Origin of the sequence: Cellulomonas sp. Y8 (assembly GCF_008033115.1) — a bacterium.
In the GTDB taxonomy this organism is placed as follows: domain Bacteria; phylum Actinomycetota; class Actinomycetes; order Actinomycetales; family Cellulomonadaceae; genus Cellulomonas.
The window spans coordinates 3,254,938-3,280,294 of record NZ_CP041203.1 but is presented as its reverse complement, the minus strand read 5'-3'; the positions used below and the strand labels follow the sequence as shown (position 1 = coordinate 3,280,294).

Sequence of the window (25,357 nt, the reverse complement as noted above, 5' to 3'; positions counted from 1 at the left end):
CCGTGCCCGTCGCCCAGGTGTGCCGCGCCGTCCGGCCACTAGCCTCGTGCGGGTGACCGACCAGCTCCCGGCGGACCAGACCGCCGCCACGCCCGCCGCCCCCCGGCCCGCCGGCACCGCCGCCAAGGTGGCCGACCTCGCGGACCGGCACCGCCGCGCCGTCGCGGAGCCCGAGCAGACCGCGGCCGAGAAGCAGCACGCCCGCGGCAAGCGCACCGCCCGCGAGCGCATCGAGGCCCTGCTCGACCCGGGCTCCTTCACCGAGCTCGACGCGTTCGTCCGGCACCGCTCGACCAACTTCGGCCTCGACAAGAAGCGCGTCCCGGGCGACGGCGTCGTCGTCGGGCACGGCACGGTCGACGGCCGGCCGATCGCGGTCTACTCCCAGGACTTCACGGTGTTCGGCGGCAGCCTCGGCGAGGTGCACGGCCAGAAGATCACCAAGGTGATGGACCTCGCGCTGCGTACCGGGATGCCGCTGGTCGGCATCAGCGACGGCGGCGGCGCGCGCATCCAGGAGGGCGTCGCGGGCCTCACCCAGTTCGCGGAGATCTTCCGGCGCAACGTCGCCGCGTCCGGCGTGATCCCGCAGATCAGCCTCATCCTCGGCCCCTCGGCCGGCGGCGCGGTGTACTCCCCCGCGCTCACCGACTTCATCGTCATGGCCGACGGCACGTCCAACATGTTCATCACCGGCCCGGACGTGATCCGCGCGGTGACGGGCGAGGACGTCGGCTTCGAGGAGCTCGGCGGCGCGACCACGCACAACACCCGGTCGGGCGTCGCGCACTACCTGGCCTCGGACGAGGACGACGCGCTCGACTACGTGCGCTCGCTGCTGTCCTACCTCCCGCAGAACAACCTCACCGACCCGCCGGCCTACCCGCAGGAGGCCGAGCTCGAGGTCACCGACGAGGACCTCGAGCTCGACACGCTCGTCCCGGACTCGGACAACCAGCCGTACGACATGCGCACCGTCGTCGAGCACGTGCTGGACGACGGCGACCTGCTCGAGGTGCAGCCGCTGTTCGCGCGGAACGTGCTGGTCGGCTTCGGCCGGGTCGAGGGGCACGCGGTCGGGATCGTCGCCAACCAGCCGCTCACGATGGCCGGCACGCTCGACATCGACGCGGCGGAGAAGGCGGCCCGGTTCGTCCGGACCTGCGACGCGTTCAGCATCCCGGTGCTGACGTTCGTCGACGTCCCGGGCTTCCTCCCCGGCACCGACCAGGAGTGGAACGGCATCATCCGCCGCGGTGCGAAGCTCATCTACGCGTACGCGGAGGCGACCGTCCCGCTCGTCACCGTCATCACGCGCAAGGCGTACGGTGGCGCCTACATCGTCATGGGGTCGAAGCAGCTCGGCGCCGACGTGAACCTGGCGTGGCCCACGGCGCAGATCGCGGTCATGGGCGCCGGCGGTGCGGTGAACATCCTGCAGCGCGGGGCGCTCAAGCAGGTGGCCGAGGCAGGCGGGGACGTCGAGGCCGAGCGCGCCCGGCTCACCCGCGAGTACGAGGAGGCCATCGTGAACCCGTGGGACGCCGCGGACCGCGGCTACGTGGACGCGGTCATCGCGCCCGCCGAGACCCGGTCGCAGATCGTGCGCGCGCTGCGCGTGCTGCGGACCAAGCGCGCCGCGCTGCCGCCCAAGAAGCACGGGAACATCCCGCTGTGACCGGCGACCCGCTGCTGCCCGGCCCCGACGACCACGGGGGTCACGACCACGGCGCCCACGACCACGCGGGCGGCGCGCACGGCCCCGAGCCGCTGCCCGGCGTCGACACCGGCGCCATGCACGGCGTGGTGGACGGGCTCGCCGCGGCCCTGCACGAGTACGTGGACACCGCAGCTGGCGTGCGCGCGGAGTTCGGCGCCTCCGAGGCCGACGAGGACCCGCGGGTGCTCGCGCTCGAGTCCCGCGTCTCCGCGCTCAACGCCCGGCTGTACGACCTGCTGCACGAGAGCCTCGGCATGCACTCCGAGCTCACCGGCATGACCTGGGAGGACGACGCCGCGCCGTCCGAGGCGCCCGCCGCGGACGAGGACACCGACGAGTTCCACCTCGGGTTCGTCGTCAGCGTCCCGGCCGCCCCGCACGACCAGTCGATCGACGCCGTGCTCGGCATCGTCGACAACGGGGGCGCCGAGATCGTCGAGCGCCTGCTGGACAGCGGCTTCACCGTCGAGGGCTGGGGGGCGTCCCGCGGGGCGCCCGTCACGTTCGACGACGACGAGGACGGCGGGGACGAGGCGTGAGCGCGGGCGACGCCGCGGCGCTGCCGCACGTCCAGGTCGTCCGCGGCACGCCGGACGACGTCGAGCTGGCGGCCCTGGTGGCCGGGCTGGTCGCCGCGTCGGTGCCCGGCGACGACGTGGTCGAGGAGGCGCTGCCGCGCGCGGGCTGGGCGGACCGCGCCCGCACGCTGCCCGGCGCGCGCGGGGCGTGGCGCACCGGGCCGGACGCCTGGCGGCGCAGCCTGCGCTGACGCGCCGGAAAAGCCCGGGCGCCCCGGCTCGGCGCGGGTAGGGTCGACCGGGTGAGCACTGCACCCGACACCACCGGGGCGCCGCAGCGCCCCGCGACCCCGATCGACGCCGTCGCCGACGCCTACGTCGCCACGACCGCCGCCCTGGACCCGTTCGGCGCGACCGCGCTGGGCGTCCCGGGCCACGACCACGAGGTCACCGACCTGTCCCCCGCCGGGCACGACGCGCGCGCCGACGCGGCCCGCGCCACGCTCGCGCAGCTGGACGGCCTCGCCCCCGCCGACGAGGTGGACGCGATCACGCTCGCCGCGATGCGCGAGCGCCTCGGCCTGGACCTGGAGCTGCACGAGGCCGGCGAGTGGCTCGCCGACCTCAACGTCATCGCCTCGCCCGTCCAGGGCATGCGGGACGTCTTCGACATCATGGCCACCGACGGCCCCGAGGCCTGGGCGACGACCGCCCAGCGGCTCGCCGGGCTGCCGAGCGCCGGCGCGGGCTACGTCGAGTCGCTGCGCCTGGCCGCGTCGCGCGGGCAGGTCCCCGCGATCCGCCAGGTCCGCGAGGCGATCGCGCAGGCGGAGGACCTGGCCGACCCGTCGTCCTCGTTCTTCACCTCCTTCGTCCAGGGCCCGGAGGCCGCGGCCGCGATCGAGGCCGGGGGCGACGCACTGCGCGCCGACCTGGAGCGCGGGGCCGAGGCGGCCCGGCAGACCTACGCCGACCTGGTGACGTTCCTGCGCGACGAGCTCGCCCCGCAGGCGCCCGTCGAGGACGCCGCCGGCCGGGAGCGCTACGCGCTGTGGTCCCGGTACTTCCTGGGCGCGACCGTCGACCTGGACGAGACCTACCGGTGGGGGCTCGAGGAGCTCGCGCGGGTCGTCGCCGAGCAGGAGGCCGTCGCCGCCGAGATCGCCGGCCCCGGGGCCACCGTCGAGCAGGCCGTGGCCGCGCTGGACGCCGACCCGTCGCGCCGGCTCGAGGGCACCGAGGCGCTGCAGCGCTGGATGCAGGAGACCTCCGACGCGGCGGTCGCCGCGCTCGACGGCGTGCACTTCACGATCCCGGACGCCATCCGCACCCTGGAGTGCCGGATCGCCCCGACCCAGAACGGCGGGATCTACTACACCGGCCCGTCCGACGACTTCAGCCGGCCCGGCCGGATGTGGTGGTCGGTGCCGCCGGAGGTCACCACGTTCAACACCTGGCGCGAGAGGACCACCGTCTTCCACGAGGGCGTCCCGGGCCACCACCTGCAGGTCGGCCAGGCGGTCTACAACCGCGCGCAGCTCAACTCCTGGCGCAGGCTGGCGTGCTGGGTGTCGGGCCACGGCGAGGGCTGGGCGCTGTACGCCGAGCGGCTCATGGCCGACCTCGGGCACCTGGACGACCCGGGCGACCGGCTCGGCATGCTCGACGGGCAGCGGATGCGCGCCGCCCGCGTCGTGCTGGACCTCGGCGTGCACCTCGGCCTCGAGGCGCCGGAGCGCTGGGGCGGGGGGACCTGGGACGCCGAGAAGGCGTGGGAGTTCCTCCGCGCCAACGTCAACATGCCGGAGCAGTTCATCCGGTTCGAGCTGAACCGCTACCTCGGCTGGCCCGGCCAGGCGCCCTCGTACAAGATCGGCCAGCGGATCTGGGAGCAGATCCGGGACGGCGCCCGCGACTCCGCGCAGGCCCGCGGCGAGGCGTTCGACCTGCGCGCGTTCCACGCCCGGGCGCTCGGCATGGGCGCGCTGCCGCTCGACGTGCTGCGGACCGCGCTGGCCTGACCGGCGCGGGACGCACGAGGGCCCCCGGACCTGCGCGGTCCGGGGGCCCTCGTGCGTGCGGGGTGCGTCGCGCGGCTCAGGAGGCCAGGAGCGACGGGCCGTACTTGAGCAGGATCGCGGCCACGAACAGCACGAGCACGGCGATCGTCACGTACCAGTCCGTTCCGGAGGCCACGAACCCCCGCGCCCACGGGCCGGCGCGGCCGGGGAGCCGCAGGTGGCCGTCCCGGACGTTCCACCGGGTGAGGCCGGCCCACACCAGCGTCGTGGTCACGGTGATGAGCAGGCACCAGGGGCACAGCGCCTTGATGACGAAGTAGGACTGCAGGAACAGCCACCACGCGAACACCAGCGCGACGGTGTAGAGCGCCTGGGTGCCGAGCATGTACCAGCGCGGGAACCGCACCCCGGCGATGCCCGCGATCGAGATCGCGATCACCACGGACTCGAACGCGATGCCGAGGAACGCGTTCGGGAAGCCGAGCACCTCGGCCTGCGGGGACAGCGCCACGGTGCTGCACGAGATCACCGAGCTGAGGTCGCAGGACAGGGCCGCCGTCGGGTCCTTCGCCAGGTGCCACGCCTCGATCGACAGCACGAACGACGTGAACAGCCCGATGACGCCGGACACGGCCATCTCGATCGCGGTCCGGCGGCGCCACGCCGCGCGCGCCGGGGAGCCGGGGTCGTCGTCCACGGGGTCCTGGTCGAGCAGGTCGGTCGGGTCGGCTGCTGCGCCGCTCGGGCGCGTGGCCCGCGCGCTGTCCTCGGTCACGCCCGTCATCGTCGCATCCCCTCCTGGGAGTTCCCCGGACATCATCGGCACGCGGGCGGTGCCGGCCGAGGGACGTACGTCCCCGACCTGGCCGTACGCTCGCCGGGTGACGACCCTCGTGCTCGCCTCCGCCTCCCCCGCCCGGCTCGCGACACTGCGCGCGGCCGGGATCGAGCCGACCGTCGCGGTGTCGTCCGTCGACGAGCCCGCGGTGCTGGTCGCGGCCGGCGACGTGCCGCCCGCCGAGGCGGTGCTGCTGCTGGCCCGCGCCAAGGCCCGGGACGTCGCGCCGGGGCACGCGGGGTCGCTGGTGCTGGGGTGCGACTCGATGCTCGAGCTCGACGGGCAGGTGCTCGGCAAGCCCGCCGACGCCGCGGACGCCGCCGCGCGGTGGCGGGCGATGCGCGGCCGCAGCGGGCGGCTGCACACGGGGCACTGGCTCGTGGACGGGCGGGACGGCGGCGGCGGTGCGGGCGGCGGCGTGGGCGGGGACGGCGACGGGGCGGGCGACGGCGGCGGCGCGGGCCGCGAGTCGGGCGCCACGTCCACCACGGTCGTGCACTTCGCCGACGTCACCGACGCCGAGATCGACGCCTACGTCGCCACCGGCGAGCCGCTGTGGGTCGCGGGCGCCTTCACCATCGACGGCCTCGGCGGCGCGTACATCACGGGCGTCGAGGGCGACCACCACGGCGTCGTCGGCCTCAGCCTCCCGCTGCTGCGCGAGCTCCTGGCCGCGCGCGGCGTCCCCCTGCACACCCTCTGGACCCGCCTCCCGTCCTGACCCGCCGCCCCGCCCGCACGCGCCGGCCGCGCGGGCCGCGCGCCGCCCCGGACGCGAGCGGGTAGCCGACACGTCGAGGGGGTAGTCGGCGACTGCTCGCTCGACGTGTCGGCTACCCGGTCGGCGCGGCGGTCCGCGGGGTGGCCGGGCCGCCGCGGGGCGGTCGCCGGGCCTCGCGGGTTTGTCGGGGGCGGACAAGGGCGCGCCGGGCCGCGCACCCGGTGCCGCGTGCCCGCTGTGGAACCCTCCAACGGCGCGGGGACCCCGTTGGCCGGTTCGGCGATCTTCGCGGCGCGACCGGCCGCGGGCGTGAACGCCGGAGGCCCCCCGCGTTACGGTGAGCCGTGCCCCGCATCTCGAAGGTCCTCGTCGCCAACCGCGGCGAGATCGCCGTCCGCATCGCCCGCGCCTGCCGCGACGCCGGCCTCGCCTCCGTCGCCGTCTACGCGGACCCCGACCGCGAGGCGCTGCACGTGCGCGTCGCCGACGAGGCGTACGCCCTGGACGGCGCCCGCGCCGCCGAGACCTACCTCGACATCGCCAAGCTGCTCGACGTCGCCCGCCGCTCCGGCGCCGACGCCGTGCACCCGGGCTACGGGTTCCTCTCGGAGAACGCCGAGTTCGCCCAGGCCGTCCTGGACGCAGGGCTGGTCTGGGTCGGCCCGCCGCCCGCCGCGATCCGCGACCTCGGCGACAAGGTGAGCGCGCGGCACATCGCGCAGCGCGCCGGCGCCCCGCTGGTCGCCGGCACACCCGACCCCGTCTCGGGCGCCGAGGAGGTGCACGCGTTCGTCCGCGAGCACGGCCTGCCGGTCGCGATCAAGGCGGCGTTCGGCGGCGGCGGCCGCGGCCTCAAGGTCGCCCGCACCTCCGAGGAGATCGACGAGCTCTACGACTCCGCGGTCCGCGAGGCCGTCGCGGCGTTCGGCCGCGGCGAGTGCTTCGTCGAGCGGTACCTGGACCGGCCGCGGCACGTCGAGACCCAGTGCCTCGCGGACGAGCACGGCACCGTGGTCGTCGTGTCGACCCGCGACTGCTCGCTGCAGCGCCGGCACCAGAAGCTCGTCGAGGAGGCGCCCGCGCCGTACCTCTCGGACGCGCAGCGCGCCCAGCTGGTCGACGCCTCGGTCGCCATCCTCAAGGAGGCCGGCTACGTCGGCGCCGGCACCTGCGAGTTCCTGGTCGCCGCCGACGGGACGATCTCGTTCCTCGAGGTGAACACCCGCCTGCAGGTCGAGCACCCGGTCTCCGAGGAGATCAGCGGCATCGACCTGGTCCGCGAGCAGCTGCGCATCGCCGACGGCGAGCCGCTGGGCTACGACCACGTGGAGACCCGCGGCCACTCCTTCGAGTTCCGCCTCAACGGCGAGGACCCGGCCGCCGGGTTCCTGCCCGCGCCCGGCAAGATCTCGACGCTGCGGTTCCCCGCGGGCCCGGGCGTCCGGGTCGACTCCGGCGTGGTCGAGGGCGACACCGTGTCGGGCGCCTTCGACTCGATGATCGCCAAGCTGGTGGTCACCGGCGCGACCCGGCAGCAGGCCGCCGAGCGCGCCCGCCGGGCCCTGGCCGAGCTGGAGATCGCCGGCATCCCGACGGTCGTGCCGTTCCACCGCGCCGTCATGGCCGAGCCGGCCTTCGTCCCGACCGACCCGGAGCAGCCGTTCGCGGTGCACACGCGGTGGATCGAGACCGAGTTCGCCGACCGGCTGCCCACGCTCACGGGCACGCCCGCCGTCACCGCCAGCGGACCTGACGAGGACGGCGAGCCCACCGAGCTCGAGCGCGTGGTCGTCGAGGTCGGCGGCAAGCGCCTCGAGGTGGTGCTCCCGGCGGCGCTCGCGCTGCGCGCCGGTCGCGGCCGCGCCGCCGCAGCGGGTCCCCGCCGCTCGGCCCCCCGCCGCGCCGCGGGCCGCCCGGCCGCCGCGTCCGGCAACGCCCTCACCTCCCCGATGCAGGGCACGATCGTCAAGGTCGCGGTCGGGGAGGGCGACACCGTGGCCGAGGGCGACCTGGTCGTGGTGCTCGAGGCCATGAAGATGGAGCAGCCGCTGGTCGCGCACCGCGCCGGCACCATCGCGTCCCTGTCCGCCGACGTCGGCGGGATGGTCGCGGCGGGCACCGCCATCTGCGAGATCGTCGACTGACCGCGGTGCCGCGGCGACCCCACCACCCGGGCGACGGGTGGGTCGAGTGCCGGTGCGGCCGCCGGCACTGGGGCACCGCCGGCGCGGCCGGCCTCCTGCTGGCCCGCCCGGCGACGGCCACCGACGCCGCCGCCGTCGTGCTGCAGCACCGCGCGCCCTGGAGCGACCAGGGCGGCACCTGGGGCCTGCCCGGCGGCGCCCGGCACACCGGCGAGTCCGCCGTCGACGGCGCGCTGCGCGAGTCGGAGGAGGAGGCGGGCATCGAGCCCACGTCCGTCCGGGTGGTCGGCGAGCACGTCCTCGACCACGAGGACTGGTCGTACACGACGATCGTGGCCGTCACGTCCGGCCCGGTCGACGCGCGGCCCACCGACGACGAGAGCCTCGCGATCGCCTGGGTCGCGCTCGACGACGTCCCGGCGCTGCCGCTGCTGCCCGCGTTCGCGGACGCCTGGCCGGCCCTGCGCGCGGCGCTGCCGCCCGACGTCGAGGGCGCCGCGTCCTGACGCCCGCGGGCGCCCGCGCGGGGGATGTCGTTCGCCCGCGCGGCACGCCGCCCACTACGTTGACGGCGTGAGCGTCCCCGAAGCCGCACCGCCGTCGGTGCCCGCCGCGTCCGCACCGTCGCCGGCCGGGAGCCCGCTCCCGCCGGACGCCGGCACCGCGACCCGGGTCTCGCTCGTCGCGCTGGTCACCGTCCTCGCGCTCGACGCCGTGCGCGCCGCCGGCCCGGTGCTGAACCGGGCGTTCGCCGTCAGCACCGTCGCCGTCGCCGGCGCCGCGCTGGTCACCTTCCTCGGGGCGGGACTGCTCGCCGCGCTCGCGCTGCTCGGCACCGGCCGCCGTGGCCCGGGCACCGCGTCCGGCCGGACGGCCCCTCGTCGCCGTCGTCGCCCTCGGTGCGGCGCGGCTGGTCACGCAGGTGGTGCACGACGGGACGCGGTTCGCCGCCGGGCTCGTCACGGCCTCGCTCGCCGTCGCCGCGCTGGTGCTGGCGACGACGCTGGTCGCGGGCCGCCCGGGAGGCGGGCGGCAGGCGGCGCTGGGACTCACGCTCGGCACCGGGCTGTCGGCGGGGCTGCAGCTGGCGCTCGGCACCTGGGACCCGCTGTGGCGGGGCGGGGTGCTGGGCAGCGTGGTGGCCGTCGTCCTGGTGCTGCTCGCGGTCGCCCTCGCGTGGGTCGCGCGTCGCGAGACCGCGACCGGACGGCCGCGACGGACCTGGGTGCTCGGCCCCGCGCTCGCGCTGGTCGTGATGGTGCTGGGCAACCCGGCGTTCGCGGCGGCGCAGTCGCACCTGCCGCTGATGGCCGCGGGGACCGCGACCGTGCTGGCGTCGGCGCTCACCGCCTGGCTGCTTCTGGTCCCGCGGATCATGGCCCGTCCCGTGCGCTGGGCCGCGGCCGTCCTGCTGCCGGTCGCCACCGCGGTCGCGTTCCTCACCACCGGGGTCCCGGCGCTCGTCGCGATCCTGGTCGCGGAGGCCGCCGCGGGCGTCGTGCTCACGGTCGCGCTGAAGACCCGCCGGCCCGCGCCGCCCGGGATCCCGCGCACCGCGCTCGCCACCGGCGGCGTCGGGCTCGGGCTCGTCGTCGTGCTGCTGCTCTACCTGCTGGGCTACGACGTGCCGCTCGGCGTCGACAACGCGTGGGTCGTCGTGCTGGCGGCGGCGCTCCTCGCGACCGGCGGCCTGCGGTGGCGCACGCCGGCGGAGCCCGCCGAGGCCGCGGCGCCCACGGCGTCCGAGGCCGGGGCCCGCGAGCCCGCTCCCCCGCTGCGCGCGAACGCGCTGCGGTTCCTCGTGCTGCCGTCCGTCGTGCTCCTGCTGGTCGGCTGGGTGTCCGCGACGCTCGCCGCACCGGCCCCCGCCGCCGACGCGGACCCCGACACGTTCGTGGTGCTCGACTGGAACCTGCACTACGGCGTCGCCGCGCACACCGCCGTCGACCTCGAGCAGATCGCCCGCACCATCGAGGCGCAGGGCCCGGACGTCGTCGCGCTGCAGGAGGTGTCCCGCGGCTGGGTGCTCGGCGGCGGCGCGGACATGCTCACCTGGCTCGGGCACCGGCTCGGCATGCACGTGGCGTTCGCCCCGGCCGCGGACCAGCAGTTCGGCAACGCCCTGCTGTCCCGGACCGAGCTCACCGACGTCGAGGTCGTCGACCTGCCGTACGGCGCCGGGCCCCAGGACCGGTCGGCGCTCACCGCGCGGGTCGCGGGCCCGGGGGGCGAGTCCGTGCGGGTGACGTCGGTGCACCTGCAGCACCGGGACGACAACGTGGACACCCGGCTCGACCAGCTCGCGGCGCTCGAGGCCGCGCTCCCGGACGACGGGCCGTCGGTGCTGGCCGGCGACCTCAACGCCGAGCCGGGCTCCGCCGAGCTCGACGCGCTGGACGAGGCCGGCTGGGTCAGCGCCATGGACACCGCGGGCGCCGAGGGCGTCCTCACCCACCCGAGCAACGAGCCCGCCGTCCGGATCGACTGGGTGCTCGGGCGGGGCGGGGTCGCGTTCGCGGAGGCGCGGGTGCTCGCGGACGACTCGTCGGACCACCTGGCGCTGGTGACGGAGGTCCGGGCGGGCTGACCGCGCCGGGGCCGCCCACGCCCCCGGGGCTCAGCCCTGGTCGGTCCGGTGCAGCACCCGGGCCACCTCGCCGATCGACCCCGACAGCGACGGGTACACCGTGAACGCGTTCGCCACGTCGTCGACCGTCAGGCTGTGCGACACCGCGAGCGTGATCGGGAAGATCAGCTCCGAGGCGCGCGGCGCCACCACGACCCCGCCGAGCACCGTGCCCGCCGTCGAGTGCGCGAACAGCTTCACGAAGCCGTCGCGGACGCCGAGCATCTTGGCGCGCGGGTTCCGGGCCAGCGGCAGCGTGTGCGTGACGAAGTGCGCGTCCCGCTCGATCAGCGCCGTCTCGCTCAGCCCGACGGTCGCGATCTCCGGGGCGGTGAAGATGTTCGCCGCCACCCCGCGCAGCTTCAGCGGCGCCACCGCGTCGCCGAGCGCGTGCGACATCGCGATCCGCCCCTGCATCGCCGCGACCGACGCCAGCGGCAGCACGCCGGTCACGTCGCCGGCCGCGTAGACGCCGCGCGCCGAGGTGCGGGACACCTTGTCGACCTCGATGTGCCCCGACGGCGTGGTGCGCACACCCGACTCCGCGAGGCCGAGGCCCTCGGTGCTGGGGATCGACCCGACCGCCAGCAGCACGTGGGAGCCGTGGATCTCCCGGCCGTCCGCCAGGGTCACGACCACCCCGTCCTCGGTCCGCCGGGCCGCCTGCGCGCGCGAGCGCCCGACGACCTCCATGCCGCGGGTCCGGAACACGTCCTCGAGCATCGTCGCGGCGTCGGCGTCCTCGCCCGGCAGCACCCGGTCCCGGCTCGACACCAGGACGACCTGCGAGCCGAGCGACACGTAGGCCCCGGCGAACTCGGCGCCGGTCACGCCCGAGCCCACCACGATCAGCCGCTCCGGCAGCGCGTCCAGGTGGTAGAGCTGCGTCCAGGTGAGGATGCGCTCGCCGTCGGGCTGCGCGTCGGGCAGTGTGCGGGGCGTCGCGCCGGTCGCCAGGAGGACGACGTCGGCGTCGAGCGTCTCCTCCGCGTCGCCGGTGACCACGACCCGCTCCGGGCCGTCGAGCCGCCCGTGGCCGATGACCACGCGCACGCCCTCGCGCTCCAGCCGGGTGCGGATGTCGTGCGACTGCGCCAGCGCCAGGTCCCGCACCCGGGCGTTCACCGCGGCCAGGTCGATGCTGTGCCGGCGGCTGCGGCCGGTGTCGTGGGCGGGGTCCGCGTCCTCGCCGGGGCCCGCGGGCACGTCCAGGCGGATGCCCAGGTCCGGTGCGCGCTCCGCGATCGTCATCCACTCCGCGGTGGCGATCAGCGTCTTCGACGGGACCACGTCGGTGAGCACGGCGGCGCCGCCGAGCCCGGACCGCTCGACGACGGTCACCTCGGCCCCGAGCCGGCGCGCGACCAGGGCGGCCTCGTAGCCGCCGGGACCGCCGCCGACGACCACGACGCGCGGCGCGGGCCGACCGTCGTCGGCGGGGCCGGGCGCGGGTGCGGCGGCGCTGCTGGTCGAGGAGGCGGGCGGGGCCGCCGCGGCGTCGGGGGCGTCGGCCGCGGCGGGGGTGGTCGCGGCGGGGTCGGCGGGCGCGGGGGTGGGTGTCGACGACGTCACGGGACCATCTTCCCGGTTCGCGCCGCGGACGCACCTCGCGCCACGCCCCGCCCGCTCCCGCACCCTCCTTTCGTCGAGATGGCAACTCTCGACTGTGCGCGGGGGCGCCGGCGCAGTCGAGAGTTGCCATCTCGGCGAGGAGGCGACCGCGCGGTGCGGGACCTTCCGGGGTCCTGCGCGGCGGGTGCGGCCGGTACGCTCGACCGTTGCGACCGCACGTGTCCCGCGCGTCGGGTCGCCACCCGCACCGACCCGCACCACCACCGCCGCACGCACCGCGAGGAGCACCCGCATGGCCGACGACGCCCGTCTCGACGACCTGACCACCGACCCGCTGGCCGTCGCGGCCGACGCCGCCGCGTACCTCGCGGAGGCGACCGGGGTGGAGCAGCACGACGTCGCGCTGGTGCTGGGCTCCGGCTGGGGCGGCGCCGCCGACCTGCTGGGCGAGACCGTCGCCGAGATCGCCGCGCCCGACGTCCCGGGCTTCGCCGCGCCGGCCGTCGTCGGCCACGTCGGCACGATCCGCTCCGTCAAGATCGCCGCGACCGGCAAGCACGCGCTCGTGCTCGGCTCGCGCACCCACCTGTACGAGGGCAAGGGCGTGCGCCGCGTCGTGCACGGCGTCCGCACCGCCGCGGCCGCCGGTTGCTCCACCGTCGTGCTCACCAACGGCTGCGGCGGCCTGAACCCGGCCTTGGGCCCGGGCACCCCGGTGCTGATCCGGGACCACATCAACCTCACGACCGTGTCCCCGCTGGAGGGCGCCACGTTCGTCGACCTCACCGACCTGTACGCCGGCCGGCTCCGCGACGTGGCGCGCGAGGTCGACCCGTCGCTGGACGAGGGCGTCTACGTGCAGTTCCGCGGCCCGCACTACGAGACCCCGGCCGAGGTGAAGATGGCCGGGATCATGGGCGGCGACCTGGTCGGCATGTCCACCACCATCGAGGCCATCGCGGCGCGGCACGTCGGCATGGAGGTGCTCGGCATCTCCCTGGTCACCAACCTGGCGGCGGGCGTCGGCGACGAGCCGCTGTCGCACGCCGAGGTGCTCGAGGCGGGCGCCGCCGCGGGCCCGCGGATCAGCCGGCTGCTGGCGGACATCGTCGGCCGCATCTGATCGACGCGCCGCGCCGCCCGGGGTCCCCGCGGCGGCGCGGCGCCCAGCACGGCACCACCGCGGCCCCAGCGCCGCGCAGCAGGCAGCGAGGTCGGGGCGGGGCGCCCCGGGGAGGACGGCAGACGGATGACCGAGCGCACCGAGACCGGCGCGGACGTGACGGAGCAGGGCGACGCCTGGGCGGAGCTGGCGGGCCGGGTCCGCGAGTGGATCGCGGACGACCCCGACCCGCGCACCGCGGCGGAGCTGACCACGCTGCTCGACCGCGCCGAGGCCGGCGAGCCGTCCGTCTCCGGCGGCGCCTCCCCCGAGGACCAGCAGTCGGCCACCGACGTGCGCGAGGCACGCGAGGACCTGGCCGACCGGTTCCAGGGCCTGCTGCAGTTCGGCACCGCCGGCCTGCGCGGCGCCGTCGAGGGCGGCCCCCACCGGATGAACCGCGCGGTCGTCATCCGCGCCGCGTCCGGCCTGGGCGCCTACCTGCTCGGCGAGCTCGAGGGCGTGTCCCCCGCGCCGCGCGTGGTCGTGGGCCACGACGCCCGGCACGGCTCCGTCGACTTCGCGCGCGACACCGCCGCGGTGCTGACCGCCGTCGGCATCGAGGTCGTCATGCTGCCGCCGTACCTGCCGACGCCGGTCCTGGCGTTCGCCGTCCGGCACCTCGGCGCCGACGCGGGCGTCATGGTCACCGCGAGCCACAACCCGCCGCAGGACAACGGCTACAAGGTCTACCTCGGCGGCCGGGTCGTCACCGACTCCGGCCAGGGCGCGCAGATCGTCCCGCCGATGGACGGCGCCATCGCCGCGGAGATCGCGCGGGTCCCGTCGGTCGCCGCCGTGCCGCGCGCCGCCGAGGGCTGGTCGTCGGTCGGCCCCGAGATCGTCGACGCCTACGTCGCCGAGGTGCTCGGCCTCGCCGACCTGTCCGACGAGGCCCGCGCCCGGCACGCCGCCCTGCGCGTCGTGCTCACCCCGATGCACGGCGTCGGCGGCGGCACCGCCCGCCGGGTGCTCGCCGAGGCGGGCTTCACCGACGTGCACGTCGTGACGCTCCAGGCCGAGCCCGACCCCGACTTCCCCACCGTCGCGTTCCCGAACCCCGAGGAGCCCGGCGCGATCGACCTGGCCGTGGCGCTCGCCGCCGAGGTGCAGGCCGACCTGGTCATCGCCCTCGACCCCGACGCCGACCGCTGCGGCGCGGCCGTGATCGACCCGCGGGCTCGCACGCACATGAGCGCCGGTTCCGCGGGCTCCGACGGCTGGCGGATGCTGCACGGCGACGAGACCGGCGCGCTGCTCGGCAGCGTGACGGCTTCCCGGCTCGGCACGGCGGGCGCGCCGGTGGCGGACGACGCCCCCGTGCTCGCCAACTCGATCGTGTCGTCCCGGCTGCTCGGCCGGATCGCCGCGCACGCCGGCCTCCGGCACGCCCAGACGCTCACGGGATTCAAGTGGATCTCCCGCGTCGAGGGCCTCGTGTACGGCTACGAGGAGGCCCTCGGCTACTGCGTCGACCCGGCGCACGTGCGGGACAAGGACGGCATCTCCGCCGCCCTGACCCTCGCCGGCCTGGCCGCCCGCCTCAAGGCCGAGGGCCGCGCCCCGGTCGACGTCCTGGACGACCTCGCCCGGCAGCACGGCCTGCACCTCACCGACCAGCTGTCGGCCCGGTTCACCGACCTGTCGCAGATCCCCGAGACCATGCAGCGGCTGCGCGAGCACCCGCCGGTCGTCCTCGCGGGCTCGCCGGTCCTGGCCGTCGTCGACCTGGCCGCCGGGTCGGACGCCGACCGCGAGGGCCTGCCCCCGACCGACGGCATCCGGCTGCTCACCCAGGACGACACCCGGGTCATCGTCCGGCCCTCCGGCACCGAGCCGAAGGTGAAGTGCTACCTCGAGGTCGTCGTGCCGGTCGAGGAGCACGCCTCGGTCGCGGCGGTCGGCGAGGCGCGGGTGGCCGCGCGGGCGCGGCTCGACGCGGTGCGCGCGGACGTGGCGGCGGCGCTGGGGCTCTGACGACCTGCCGCCTCGGCGGCGGGACGAGGTAGCGGCCCGTCCCCCGATCGGGGGCGGGCCGTCGTCGTCGGTGCGCACGGCGCCCGCCGCACCGGACCGCCCCGCTACGGTGCCGGTGTGGACAGCGCGACCCCCGCCGCCGCTCGGACCGCCGCCGCGCGTGCGGTCGCCGGGCCGCTGCTCGCGATCGCCCTCGTCGCCGGGGCGGGCGTCGCGGCGCTGTGGCCCGCGGTTCTGGGACTGCCGCCGGACCTGATGTGCCCGGCGGTGCTCCCGGTGCCCTGGTGGTGCTCGGCCGGGGGCGCACGGGCGCACGGGCTGCGCCTCACCGGCGCGCTGCTGGCCGCGGCGGCCGGGGCGGCGGCACTCGCGGTCCTGCTCGGCCGCCGGTGGCCCCGTGCGGCGTGGCTGCTGCCCCTCGCCGTGGGCGCCGCGGGGTGGGCGGCGCACGCGGCCGCGGCACCCTGACCGCATTCCACCCGCGTCGGCCCCGGACGCGCCGACGGCCCGCCCCCCGCTGCCGGGGTGACGGGCCGTCGCTCGAGCGTGCGCGTGCGCGCCGGGGCTCAGTACCCGCCGTCCGCCTCGAAGCCGCCGAGCACCGCGGCGGTGCCGGACAGGCCGAGCCGGGTCGCGCCCGCCTCGATCATCGCGAGGGCGTCGGCCGTGGTGCGGATGCCGCCCGAGGCCTTGATGCCGAGGCGACCGCCGACCGTGGCGTTCATGATCTCGACGGCGTGCACGGAGGCGCCGCCGGCGGGGTGGAAGCCGGTCGAGGTCTTCACGAAGTCGGCGCCCGCGGCCTCGGCGGCCCGGCAGACCTCGACGATCTCGTGGTCGCTCAGCGCGGCCGACTCGATGATGACCTTGAGCACGACGGGCGCCGGGGTGGCGGCGCGCACGGCAGCGATGTCGGCCTGCACGTCGGCGAACCGGCCCTCCTTGGCGGCACCGACGTCGATGACCATGTCGACCTCGTCCGCGCCGTCGGCGACGGAGCGGGCGGCCTCGGCGGCCTTGACGTCGCTGTGGTGCTTGCCCGAGGGGAAGCCGCACACGGTGGCGATCTTGAGGCCCTGCGCGTCCAGCGGCAGGAACGACGGCGAGACGCACACGGAGTACACGCCGAGCGACGCGCCCTCCGTCACGAGCGCCTCGACGTCCGCGCGGGTCGCCTCGGGCTTGAGCAGCGTGTGGTCGACGAACTGCGCCAGCGCGGCGGCGTCGAGGGACTGGGTCATGCGCGGTGCCTTCCTGTTCCGGTCGGTGCGTGACCGGGGGACGATGACCCGGTCGATGAGGTCCTGGCGCTCGTCCGCGTGGACGAACGCGTGGCGGGCGGCGGTCAGGGTGACCGTCCGCACGTCGTCGAGGGTCCAGCCCGCCTCGGTGACGAGCAGGTGCAGCTCGCGGCTGAGGCCGGTGCGGGACTGCAGGCGGTTGTCGGTGTTCACCGTGACGGCGAACCCCAGCCGCAGCAGGGTCGTGACCGGGTGCTCGGCGATCGACGCGGCGGCACCGGTCTGCAGGTTCGACGTCGGGCACACCTCGAGGGCGATGCCGCGGTCCCGGACCCAGTGCGCCAGGCGGCCCAGCACCGGCGCGCCGTCGTCGTCGTGCCGGATGTCGTCGACCAGCCGCACGCCGTGGCCCAGGCGCAGGGCGCCCACGTCGACCGCCTCGTCCATCGAGTCGCGGCCCGCGGCCTCGCCGGCGTGCACGGTCACGGGGAACGGGCGGTACGCAGCTGCGCGAAGGCGGCGCCCAGGGCGCTCGCCGGGAAGCCCGCCTCGGGCCCGGCGATGTCGAAGCCGACGACGCCGCGGTCCCGGTTGGCGAGCGCCAGGGCGGCGATCTCGTCGGCGCGGTCGGACTGGCGCATGGCGCACAGCAGCAGGCGGGCACGGATCGGGCGGCCGTCCGCGGCGGCCTCGGCCTCGCCCTCGGCGAGCCCCTCCAGGACGGCGTCCACGGCCTGCTGGAGCGACAGCCCGCCCTCCTGGTGCAGCTCGGGGGCGAACCGCTCCTCGACGTACACGACGCCGTCGGCGGCCAGGTCCAGCACCGCCTCGCGCGCGACCCGGCGCAGGGCCTTGGGCCGCTGCATGACGGCCAGGGTGTGGCTGAACGTCGCGATGTACGCCTCGAGGCTGCCGCTGTCCGCGGCGTCCCGGAACCAGGCCGCCAGCGCGCCCGGGTCGGTCGTCGGCAGCTCGTGCCCGACCTTCTCCGCGAGCTCCACGACGGTCTGCGCGCGCACGCCCCCGTCGAGGTGGTCGTGCAGCAGGACCTTGGGCAGCGCGACGATCTGCTCGAAGGTCACGGTCATGCGCCCACCGTAGTGGCCGGGTGCCCGGAACCCCGCATCGGGGAGCCGGGCGCCCGGGTGGCCCGTCCGCGGCGCGGGAGACCTCAGGGGTAGTCGTCGCGCTCGTCCTCGGGGACGGGGGTCTTCTGCTCGGCGACGTCGCCCGGGTCGGCCTCGCCGACCAGGTCGGGTCGGGGGTCGTCGGGCTCGTAGGCGCCGTCGCGGGCGTCGCTGTCGTCGTCGGGCCGGACCTCCGGCAGGTCGGTCAGCGCGGGCTCGACGAGCCCGGCGTCGCGCCAGGTCCGGTCGCCGGGAACGGTGCTCATGGCCACTCCTCCGGTCGGCGGCAGGGGTACTCCCCCATCGTGTCCCCGACCCGCGCGTCCCGCCAGGCCGGCCGGGATCGCCGTGCGCGAACGCCCGCCCGCTCCACGGGCCGGGCACGCGCGCCCCCGGGGGCCCGGGCCTCGCGTCGTCTGAAACCGACGGGTTGCGCAACCTCGGCCACGCGGACGAGCGGCCGCGGCGTCAGCGGGCCGGGGTCGGGAGGAGCGCCCAGGCCAGGTGGGTCCAGTGTCCGAGCGCCGGCACCGGGCCGGACGGGGAGCGCAGCGCCGCGCGTGGCAGCGGCAGCACCGCCCCGGCCCCCGGCTCGTAGACCCGGTAGCCGTCGCCCGAGCGCCCGACGGCCAGGACCACGTGCCGCGGGACCGCGGCCCCGAGGCCGCCCGACAGGTCGCCGCCCGAGTACAGCGGCACGGGGATCCCGCGGTCCAGCGCGTGGTCGACCCGCGCGAGCAGGTCGTCGACCTCCGCGGTCCGGGTGTCGTCGACCAGCACCGACCGATACCGCACACCCGGGAACCGGGCCAGGCGCGCGGCGCCCCACGGCGGTGTGCCGAGCGAGCGCGGCCACGGCAGGACGCCGAGGAGCCCCCGGGCCGTGCTGCGCCGGTGCAGCGCCGCCTGGAGCAGCCCCCAGCGCGCCGCCGCGGCCTCCTCCCCGGTGGCCGAGGCGTGCACGACCCGGCCGTCCGGGGTGCGGAACCAGGTCGGGGCGTCGGGGTGGTGCGGGTCGGCGGGCTCGGGCAGGTCCAGGCCGGCGAGCTCGGGCGGGCGCGACCCCTCGGGCAGCCGCCCGGTCACGAGCCAGAGCGCGAGCCGCGGGTCGCCGGCGGCCGCGAGCAGGGCGAGCACGGCCGCGCCGCACGTGGTGCCGTCGACCTGGCGGGCGGCGGCGGTGCCCCAGCGCACCGTGCGGCCGGCGGGCACGTCGAGCGGGGCGAGCACCTGCGCGCGCCGCCGGGCGTCCAGGCCGTCGAGGGCGTCCGCGGGCAGCGCGCCGCGGGCCGCGGCCGCGGCGAGCGCGACGCCGTCGACGCGGGACGCCGCCGGGCCGCCCGTCCGGTCGGCCGCGGCGCGGGCGTCCCCGCCGCCCGGAGCCGGCGGCACCAGCCGCCCACGCAGCCCCCGCAGCACCGTCGTCAGCTGCCCGCTGCGCCACCCCGATCGCGCGCCCACGCCCGCTCCCCTCTCCGGCCAAACGTCCATTCTCACCCGACCGACCCGTCCGCCCCTCGTCGAGTGGGCACTCGATGTCCCCACCGCGGGCCCGGAAGGGACATATGCTGCCCGCTCGGCGACCTGGACGGTACGGAGAGGCCCCGCAGCGCGCGTGCGCTGCGGGGCCTCGCCGCGCCGCTCAGGACGCCGCGATGCGGTCCAGGACCAGCGGGGTCGGCGCCACGGCCTCGGCCGCGACGTCGAAGCCGCCCTCCAGGGCCTCCTTCGCGCGCTCGAACCGCTCCGGGGTGTCCGTGTGCAGGGTCAGCAGCGGCTGCCCCGCGCGGACCGCGTCACCCGGCTTGGCGTGCAGCTCGACGCCCGCGCCGGCCTGCACCGGGTCCTCCTTGCGCGCACGGCCGGCGCCGAGGCGCCACGCGGCGATGCCCACCGCGTACGCGTCGAGCCGGGTCAGCACGCCGTCGGCGGGCGCCAGCACCTGCTCGGTGTGCCGCGCGACCGGGAGCGTCGCGTCGGCGTCGCCGCCCTGCGCCTCGATCATCCGGCGCCAGACGTCCATCGCGCGGCCGTCGGCCAGTGCAGCCCGCACGTCCTCGCCGGGGCGACCCGCGGCGGCCAGCATCTCCTCGGCCAGCGCCACCGTGAGCTCGACGACGTCGGACGGGCCGCCGCCCGCGAGCACCTCGAGCGACTCCCGGACCTCGAGCGCGTTGCCCGCGGTGAGGCCGAGCGGCGTCGACATGTCGGTGAGCAGCGCGACGGTGTTCACGCCGGCGTCGGTGCCCAGGTCGACCATGGTGCGCGCGAGCTCGCGGGCGCGGTCCAGGTCCTTCATGAAGGCCCCGGAGCCGACCTTGACGTCCAGCACCAGCGCGCCGGTGCCCTCGGCGATCTTCTTGCTCATGATCGACGACGCGATGAGCGGGATCGCCTCGACGGTGCCGGTGACGTCGCGCAGGGCGTAGAGCTTGCGGTCGGCGGGCGCGAGACCCGAGCCGGCCTGGCAGATCACGGCGCCGGGGCCGTCGAGCTGCGCCATCATCTCGTCGTTCGACAGCGCCGCACGCCAGCCCGGGATGGACTCGAGCTTGTCGAGGGTGCCGCCGGTGTGGCCGAGGCCGCGGCCGGACAGCTGCGGGACCGCGACGTCGAACACGGCCACCAGCGGGGCGAGCGGCAGGGTGATCTTGTCGCCGACGCCGCCGGTCGAGTGCTTGTCGGCGGTGGGTCGGCGCAGGCCGGAGAAGTCCATCCGCTCGCCGGAGGCGATCATCGCGGCGGTCCACCGCGAGATCTCCGCGCGGTCCATGCCGTTGAGCAGGATCGCCATGTTGAGGGCGGACATCTGCTCCTCGGCCACGACGCCGCGGGTGTACGCGTCGATGACCCAGTCGATCTGGGCGTCGGTCAGGCGGTGCCCGTCGCGCTTGGCGACGATGACGTCGACGGCGTCGAACTTCTCGGTGCTCACTGCGACTTCCTCTCGACCAGGTCGGACGGCCCGAACGCGTCGGGCAGCACCTCGGTCATCGGCTTGATCCCGCTCACCGTGTCGACGAGCAGGTCGGGACCCCCGTGCTCCCAGAGGAGCTGGCGGCAGCGGCCGCACGGCATGAGGGCGTTCCCGTGGGCGTCCACGCAGGCGAACGCCACGAGGCGCCCGCCGCCGGACACGTGCAGCCCGGACACGAGCGCGCACTCGGCGCACAGGGTCAGGCCGTAGGAGGCGTTCTCGACGTTGCAGCCGACGACCACGCGGCCGTCGTCCACCAGCGCCGCGACGCCGACGGGGAACTTCGAGTACGGGACGTACGCGCGGTGCATCACCTCGGTGGCGGCGGCACGCAGGGCGTCCCAGTCGATCTCCGGCACAGCCGGTCTCCTGTTCTCCCCGGGTGACCGGGGCGTCTCACGGCACCTGCTCGGACGCTCCCGAGTGTGCCCGTGAAGCACGACCGCCGCCGCCCTGCGCGGGCGACGGCGGTCGTGACGTGCTCACTTCACGTAGGCGATGCCCTCCGCGGCGGGCGCGCGCACCCGGCCGACCAGGCCGGCGACCGCGAAGATCGTCACCACGTACGGGGTCATCAGCATGATCTGGCTCGGGATCGGCGTGCCGATGATGCCGAGCACCACCTGCAGGTTGTCCGCGAAGCCGAACAGCAGGGCCGCGGCCAGCGCGCCCTTCGGGCTCCACCGGCCGAGGATCATCGCGGCGAGGGCGATGAAGCCCTTCCCGCCGGTCATCTCCTTGCCGAACGCCAGGCCGTTCGCGACCGTGAAGAACGCGCCGCCGAGGCCGGCGATGGCGCCGCCGAGCAGCGTGTTCCACACGCGGGTGCGGTTGACCTTGATGCCGACGGTGTCGGCGGCCTTCGGGTGCTCGCCGACGGCCCGCATGCGCAGGCCCCAGCGGCTGCGGAACACCAGGACCTGCAGCACGATCACCACGACGTACATGAGGTACACGAGGATCGTCTGCCGGAACAGCACCGGGCCGATGATCGGGATGTCCGACAGCCCCGGGATCGCGAGCGTCGGCAGGCGCGGCGGCGCGTTCAGCGTGTCGGCGTTCTCCTTGAGCACGGTGGAGAACAGGTAGCTCGTGATGCCCACGACCAGCACGTTGAGCACGACGCCGACGATGATCTGGTCGACCACGTACTTGATCGCGAACGCGACGAGCAGGGCGGAGACGAGGGCACCGGCGATGGGCGCGGCGATCAGGCCGACGTAGGCGCTGGACGTGATGGTCGCGACCACGGCGGCGAGGAACGCGCCGGCCAGCAGCTGCCCCTCGATCGCGATGTTGATGATGCCGGACCGCTCGCTGACCAGGCCGGCGAGGGCGCCGAACACCAGCGGAACCGCGAGGAACAGCGACCCCTGCAGCAGGCTCGTGAGGGGCAGCGGCTGCGCCTTGCCCGCCACGGCCCACGTGAGCAGGGCGAACACCAGCGCGACCGCGTAGACGGCGGGCAGCCAGACGCCGACCTTGCGGCGGGTCCGCGCGGCCTGGAACGACCAGGCCGCGAGCCCGAGGGCGATCAGGCAGAGCACGATCGCGGTGAGCTTGGACGGGACGGAGAACGCGATGTTCTCCCCCGGCGCGAACATGGTGAACGAGGTCTCCCGGCCCGAGGCGGGCAGGATGCCGAACAGGAGCAGCGCGACCGCGGCGACGGCGCCGTAGGCGATCGGCACCTTGTACGAGATCGGCGGCAGCGGCTTGCCCGCCGCGGCGCGCGCGGGGGCGGGGGCGGCGACGGCGCTCACGCGGCGGCCTCCTTGACGACGGGCGCGGCGAGCTCGGCCGGCTGGGCGCCGGGACCGCGGGGGGACGGGAGGCGGAACACCGCGCGCACCAGCGGGGGCGCCGCGATGAACAGCACGACGAGCGACTGGACGACGAGCACGATGTCGATCGGCGTGCCGGTGCGGGACTGCATCGCGAACCCGCCGGCGCGCAGGGCGCCGAACAGCAGGCCGGCGAAGAAGGTGCCGAGCGGCTTGGACCGGCCGAGCAGCGCGACCGTGATCGCGTCGAACCCGAAGCTGGCCGCGATGCCGGCGGTGAGGACCTTCTCGGTCCCGAGCACCTGCGCGGTGCCCGCCATGCCGGCGAGGCCGCCGGCCACGAGCATGACCAGCAGGTACATGCGGTTGACGTTGATGCCCGCGGTGCGGGCGGCGCTCGGGTTGGACCCGACCGCGCGGAACGCGAACCCGATCGTCGACCGGTTCATCAGCCACCAGACGAACACGGCGGCGAGGATCGCGACGACGAAGCCGAGGTGCAGCCGGAACTGCGGGCCGAGCAGCTGCGGGTACAGCGCGTTCTCGGCGATCGGGGGCGACACCGGGTTGTTGCTGTCGCCGCGCTTGAACGCCGACGTGGTCAGCAGGTAGCCCACCAGGTAGATCGCGATGTTGTTGAGCATGATCGTGACGATCACCTCGTTGGCCCCGGTCCGGGCCTTGAGGTAGCCGGCGATGCCGGCCCACAGGCCGCCGCCGATGACGCCGCCGATCACCGCGAGCAGCAGGTGCAGCACGGGGGGCAGGTCCCAGGCGAAGCCGATGTAGCCGGCGAAGATCGCGCCGAGGATGATCTGGCCCTGCGCACCGATGTTGAACATGCCGGCCCGGAAGCCGATGCCCAGGCCGAGGCCCGCGAGGATCAGCGGGACGGACCAGGTCATCGTCTCGGTGATCGGGCGGATCCCGCGGGCGAACGTCGCGGCGCCCGGGTCGAAGACGGCGCCCTGGAACAGCGCCACGTAGGCGCCCCAGACGGCGTCCCAGGCCGCCGAGAAGAAGTCCGCCGGCCGCGCGAAGAAGTACCCCGCGGCGTCCTGCACGGCGCTGTCGGCGGCCGCGATCAGCACGCCGGAGATGACGAGCGCGAGCACCAGGGCGGCGACCGTCACCAGCCAGCTGCTCTCCAGCATCTCCCGCAGCGCGCCCTGGGCGCGGGACTCGAGGCCGTCGTCGCGGCGCGCCGGCGCGGTGGACCCGGCCGGCGGCTGCTCGGGGGCGGGGGTCGCCTGGCTCACTTGCTCTCCTCCTCGGAGGCCTCGATGTCGGCCTCGCCGAGCACGGTGTGGTGGGTCGCGGCCTGCTGCACGGCCTCGGCCTGCGGGACGCCGGCCATCATCAGGCCGAGCACGTCGCGGTCGGTGCCGCCGGGCACGATGCCGACGATCCGGCCGCGGTACATGACCACGATCCGGTCCGCCAGGGCGAGCACCTCGTCGAGCTCCGTCGAGACGATGAGCACCGGGGTGCCGGTGTCCCGCTCCTGCACGATCCGCTTGTGCACGAACTCGATGGACCCGACGTCGAGGCCCCGGGTGGGCTGGGACGCGATGAACAGCCGCAGCGGGCGGGACATCTCGCGGGCCAGGACGACCTTCTGCTGGTTGCCGCCGGACAGCGTGCCGGCGTGCGCCTCGGTGGACGGCGTGCGGACGTCGAACTCGACGGTCCGGCGCTCGGCGTTCTCCTGGACCCGCTTGGGGTCCAGGGAGATGCCGCGGGCGAACGGCGCGCGGTCGTACAGGTCGAGGATGAGGTTCTCGGCGACCGAGAAGTCGGCGACGACGCCGTCCTCGGTCCGGTCCTCGGGGACGAACCCGACCCCGGCGTCGAGCACCTGCTTGACCGTGCGGCCGACCAGCTCGGTGCCGTCGAGGACGACGGACCCGGCGACCGGCTGCTCCAGGCCGAGGATGACCTCGGTGAGCTCGGTCTGGCCGTTGCCCTGCACGCCGGCGACCGCCACGATCTCGCCCCGGGCCACGTCGAACGACACGTCGTCGACCTGGCGCACGCCGGCCTCGTCGAGCACGGAGAGGTTCCGCACCTGCAGGGCGACCTCGCCTGCCTGCGCGGGCGCGCGGTCGACGCCGAGCGAGACGGACCGGCCGACCATGAGCGAGGCGAGCTCGGTCTCCGCGGCGTCGGGCCGTGCGCTGCCGACGACCTTGCCGCGGCGGATGACCGTGATCCGGTCCGCGACGGCGCGGACCTCACGGAGCTTGTGCGTGATGAAGACGATGGACGTGCCCGCCGCCTTGAGCTGCCGCATGATCGCGATGAGCTCGTCGGTCTCCTGCGGCGTCAGCACCGCGGTGGGCTCGTCGAGGATCAGGACCTTCGCGTCCCGGGACAGCGCCTTGATGATCTCGACGCGCTGCTGCGCGCCGACCGGGAGGTCCTCGACCAGGGCGTCGGGGTCGACGTCGAACCCGAACCGGTCGGAGATCTCCTTGACGCGGCGGCGCGCCGCGGTCAGGTCGAGCATGCCGCCGCCCTTGACGGGCTCGTACCCGAGGACGACGTTCTCCGCGACGGTGAACACCGGGACCAGCATGAAGTGCTGGTGCACCATGCCGATGCCCGCGGCCATCGCGTCGCCCGGGCCGGCGAACTCCACGGCCCGCCCGTCCACGAGGATCTGGCCCTCGTCCGGGTCGTAGAACCCGTACAGCACGTTCATCAGGGTGCTCTTGCCGGCACCGTTCTCGCCCAGCAGCGCGTGGATCTCGCCGGGCTCGACCACCAGGTCGATGTGGTCGTTCGCCACCAGGGCGCCGAAACGCTTGGTGATCCCCCGCAGCTCGAGCTTCACGTGGGACTGCTCCTTCGGTCGATCGTGTCGCTGCGCACACTAGGCCAAACCGGACGGCCGGAGACAGCCGCAAGGTCCCGGGTGCGCGGGTGA

22 protein-coding genes and 1 pseudogene are annotated in these 25,357 nt (G+C 75.9%); 11 read left to right on the top strand and 12 right to left on the bottom strand.

Annotated elements, in window-relative coordinates; all coding sequences use genetic code 11:
- Window positions 1–52: 52 nt before the first annotated feature.
- From FKM96_RS14835 to FKM96_RS14820, 4 genes are read left to right on the top strand one after another with little or no spacing between them, the layout of a single operon-like run.
- Entirely contained in the window at window positions 53–1,678 is a 1,626-nt protein-coding gene (locus FKM96_RS14835; protein ID WP_147795889.1) for an acyl-CoA carboxylase subunit beta, read from the top strand.
- Window positions 1,675–2,259 carry a hypothetical protein gene (locus FKM96_RS14830; protein WP_246854999.1) on the top strand — a complete coding sequence of 195 codons (585 nt, stop codon included), beginning with the start codon at window positions 1,675–1,677 and terminating at the stop codon, window positions 2,257–2,259. Before FKM96_RS14835 ends, FKM96_RS14830 begins: the two co-directional genes overlap by 4 nt.
- Window positions 2,256–2,489, top strand: coding sequence for an acyl-CoA carboxylase epsilon subunit (locus FKM96_RS14825; RefSeq protein WP_246854998.1), 234 nt, complete (start codon window positions 2,256–2,258; stop codon window positions 2,487–2,489). The genes FKM96_RS14830 and FKM96_RS14825 overlap by 4 nt, the downstream gene beginning before the upstream one ends.
- A 51-nt stretch (window positions 2,490–2,540) precedes the next feature.
- Entirely contained in the window at window positions 2,541–4,259 is a 1,719-nt protein-coding gene (locus tag FKM96_RS14820) for a DUF885 domain-containing protein (RefSeq protein WP_147795888.1), read from the top strand.
- Between the two features lie 76 nt (window positions 4,260–4,335).
- On the opposite strand, the gene FKM96_RS14815 is transcribed toward FKM96_RS14820, so the two are convergent.
- A complete protein-coding gene (locus FKM96_RS14815; RefSeq protein WP_147795887.1) occupies window positions 4,336–5,043 on the bottom strand; it encodes a vitamin K epoxide reductase family protein in 708 nt (235 codons plus the stop codon).
- A 97-nt stretch (window positions 5,044–5,140) separates the two neighbouring features.
- Between FKM96_RS14815 and FKM96_RS14810 the strand changes: the two genes are divergently transcribed.
- The 4 genes from FKM96_RS14810 to FKM96_RS14795 all read left to right on the top strand — a co-directional run bounded on the left by FKM96_RS14810 (window position 5,141) and on the right by FKM96_RS14795 (window position 10,549).
- The gene (locus FKM96_RS14810; RefSeq protein WP_147795886.1) at window positions 5,141–5,818 is read left to right on the top strand and encodes a nucleoside triphosphate pyrophosphatase; all 678 of its coding nucleotides are present in this window, start codon (window positions 5,141–5,143) and stop codon (window positions 5,816–5,818) included.
- Window positions 5,819–6,162: 344 nt separating this feature from the next.
- Window positions 6,163–7,962, top strand: a complete 1,800-nt coding sequence (locus tag FKM96_RS14805) for a biotin carboxylase N-terminal domain-containing protein (RefSeq protein WP_147795885.1) — start codon at window positions 6,163–6,165, stop codon at window positions 7,960–7,962.
- 5 nt (window positions 7,963–7,967) lie between these two features.
- Entirely contained in the window at window positions 7,968–8,468 is a 501-nt protein-coding gene (locus FKM96_RS14800) for an NUDIX domain-containing protein (RefSeq protein WP_246854997.1), read from the top strand.
- A gap of 338 nt (window positions 8,469–8,806) precedes the next feature.
- Window positions 8,807–10,549, top strand: coding sequence for an endonuclease/exonuclease/phosphatase family protein (locus FKM96_RS14795; protein ID WP_246854996.1), 1,743 nt, complete (start codon window positions 8,807–8,809; stop codon window positions 10,547–10,549).
- Between the two features lie 30 nt (window positions 10,550–10,579).
- On the opposite strand, the gene FKM96_RS14790 is transcribed toward FKM96_RS14795, so the two are convergent.
- The gene (locus FKM96_RS14790; RefSeq protein WP_246855393.1) at window positions 10,580–11,995 is read right to left on the bottom strand and encodes an NAD(P)H-quinone dehydrogenase; all 1,416 of its coding nucleotides are present in this window, start codon (window positions 11,993–11,995) and stop codon (window positions 10,580–10,582) included.
- Window positions 11,996–12,452: 457 nt separating this feature from the next.
- Here FKM96_RS14790 and FKM96_RS14785 point away from each other — a divergent pair, with 457 nt between their 5' ends.
- From FKM96_RS14785 to FKM96_RS14775, 3 genes are all read left to right on the top strand, one after another.
- Window positions 12,453–13,283: a purine-nucleoside phosphorylase gene (locus FKM96_RS14785; protein ID WP_147795882.1), complete on the top strand. Its 831-nt coding sequence runs from the start codon at window positions 12,453–12,455 to the stop codon at window positions 13,281–13,283.
- A gap of 126 nt (window positions 13,284–13,409) precedes the next feature.
- Entirely contained in the window at window positions 13,410–15,299 is a 1,890-nt protein-coding gene (locus FKM96_RS14780; protein WP_147795881.1) for a phospho-sugar mutase, read from the top strand.
- A 117-nt stretch (window positions 15,300–15,416) separates the two neighbouring features.
- The gene (locus FKM96_RS14775; protein WP_147795880.1) at window positions 15,417–15,767 is read left to right on the top strand and encodes a hypothetical protein; all 351 of its coding nucleotides are present in this window, start codon (window positions 15,417–15,419) and stop codon (window positions 15,765–15,767) included.
- 98 nt (window positions 15,768–15,865) lie between these two features.
- Here FKM96_RS14775 and deoC read toward each other — a convergent pair whose 3' ends face one another.
- From deoC to FKM96_RS14730, 10 genes and pseudogenes are all read right to left on the bottom strand, one after another.
- Window positions 15,866–16,540 (bottom strand): deoxyribose-phosphate aldolase, encoded by a 675-nt coding sequence (gene deoC / locus FKM96_RS14770; protein ID WP_147797143.1) that lies wholly within the window; start codon window positions 16,538–16,540, stop codon window positions 15,866–15,868.
- Between the two features lie 102 nt (window positions 16,541–16,642).
- Window positions 16,643–16,987: pseudogene (locus FKM96_RS22305) on the bottom strand (adenosine deaminase); the annotation flags it as partial.
- Between the two features lie 35 nt (window positions 16,988–17,022).
- A complete protein-coding gene (locus FKM96_RS22300) occupies window positions 17,023–17,628 on the bottom strand; it encodes a hypothetical protein (protein ID WP_371300429.1) in 606 nt (201 codons plus the stop codon).
- A gap of 83 nt (window positions 17,629–17,711) precedes the next feature.
- The gene (locus FKM96_RS14760; RefSeq protein WP_147795879.1) at window positions 17,712–17,933 is read right to left on the bottom strand and encodes a hypothetical protein; all 222 of its coding nucleotides are present in this window, start codon (window positions 17,931–17,933) and stop codon (window positions 17,712–17,714) included.
- 202 nt (window positions 17,934–18,135) lie between these two features.
- Window positions 18,136–19,128, bottom strand: a complete 993-nt coding sequence (locus tag FKM96_RS14755; RefSeq protein WP_147795878.1) for a hypothetical protein — start codon at window positions 19,126–19,128, stop codon at window positions 18,136–18,138.
- A gap of 181 nt (window positions 19,129–19,309) precedes the next feature.
- Window positions 19,310–20,602: a thymidine phosphorylase gene (locus FKM96_RS14750; protein WP_147795877.1), complete on the bottom strand. Its 1,293-nt coding sequence runs from the start codon at window positions 20,600–20,602 to the stop codon at window positions 19,310–19,312.
- Entirely contained in the window at window positions 20,599–20,955 is a 357-nt protein-coding gene (locus FKM96_RS14745) for a cytidine deaminase (protein WP_233571700.1), read from the bottom strand. Before FKM96_RS14745 ends, FKM96_RS14750 begins: the two co-directional genes overlap by 4 nt.
- 171 nt (window positions 20,956–21,126) lie before the next feature.
- Window positions 21,127–22,407: an ABC transporter permease gene (locus FKM96_RS14740; RefSeq protein ID WP_147795875.1), complete on the bottom strand. Its 1,281-nt coding sequence runs from the start codon at window positions 22,405–22,407 to the stop codon at window positions 21,127–21,129.
- The gene (locus tag FKM96_RS14735) at window positions 22,404–23,687 is read right to left on the bottom strand and encodes an ABC transporter permease (protein WP_371300428.1); all 1,284 of its coding nucleotides are present in this window, start codon (window positions 23,685–23,687) and stop codon (window positions 22,404–22,406) included. Before FKM96_RS14735 ends, FKM96_RS14740 begins: the two co-directional genes overlap by 4 nt.
- Window positions 23,684–25,264: an ABC transporter ATP-binding protein gene (locus FKM96_RS14730; RefSeq protein WP_147795874.1), complete on the bottom strand. Its 1,581-nt coding sequence runs from the start codon at window positions 25,262–25,264 to the stop codon at window positions 23,684–23,686. Before FKM96_RS14730 ends, FKM96_RS14735 begins: the two co-directional genes overlap by 4 nt.
- Window positions 25,265–25,357 lie beyond the last annotated feature (93 nt).

Excerpts from the sequence above, each read along its gene's own strand:
- FKM96_RS14780 (WP_147795881.1), top strand. The coding sequence starts at position 13,410 with ATGACCGAGCGCACCGAGACCGGCGCGGACGTGACGGAGCAGGGCGAC.
- FKM96_RS14785 (WP_147795882.1), top strand. The coding sequence starts at position 12,453 with ATGGCCGACGACGCCCGTCTCGACGACCTGACCACCGACCCGCTGGCC.
- deoC (WP_147797143.1), bottom strand. The coding sequence starts at position 16,540 with ATGACCCAGTCCCTCGACGCCGCCGCGCTGGCGCAGTTCGTCGACCAC.
- FKM96_RS14760 (WP_147795879.1), bottom strand. The coding sequence starts at position 17,933 with ATGAGCACCGTTCCCGGCGACCGGACCTGGCGCGACGCCGGGCTCGTC.
- FKM96_RS14815 (WP_147795887.1), bottom strand. The coding sequence starts at position 5,043 with ATGACGGGCGTGACCGAGGACAGCGCGCGGGCCACGCGCCCGAGCGGC.
- FKM96_RS14745 (WP_233571700.1), bottom strand. The coding sequence starts at position 20,955 with ATGCACCGCGCGTACGTCCCGTACTCGAAGTTCCCCGTCGGCGTCGCG.
- FKM96_RS22300 (WP_371300429.1), bottom strand. The coding sequence starts at position 17,628 with ATGACCGTGACCTTCGAGCAGATCGTCGCGCTGCCCAAGGTCCTGCTG.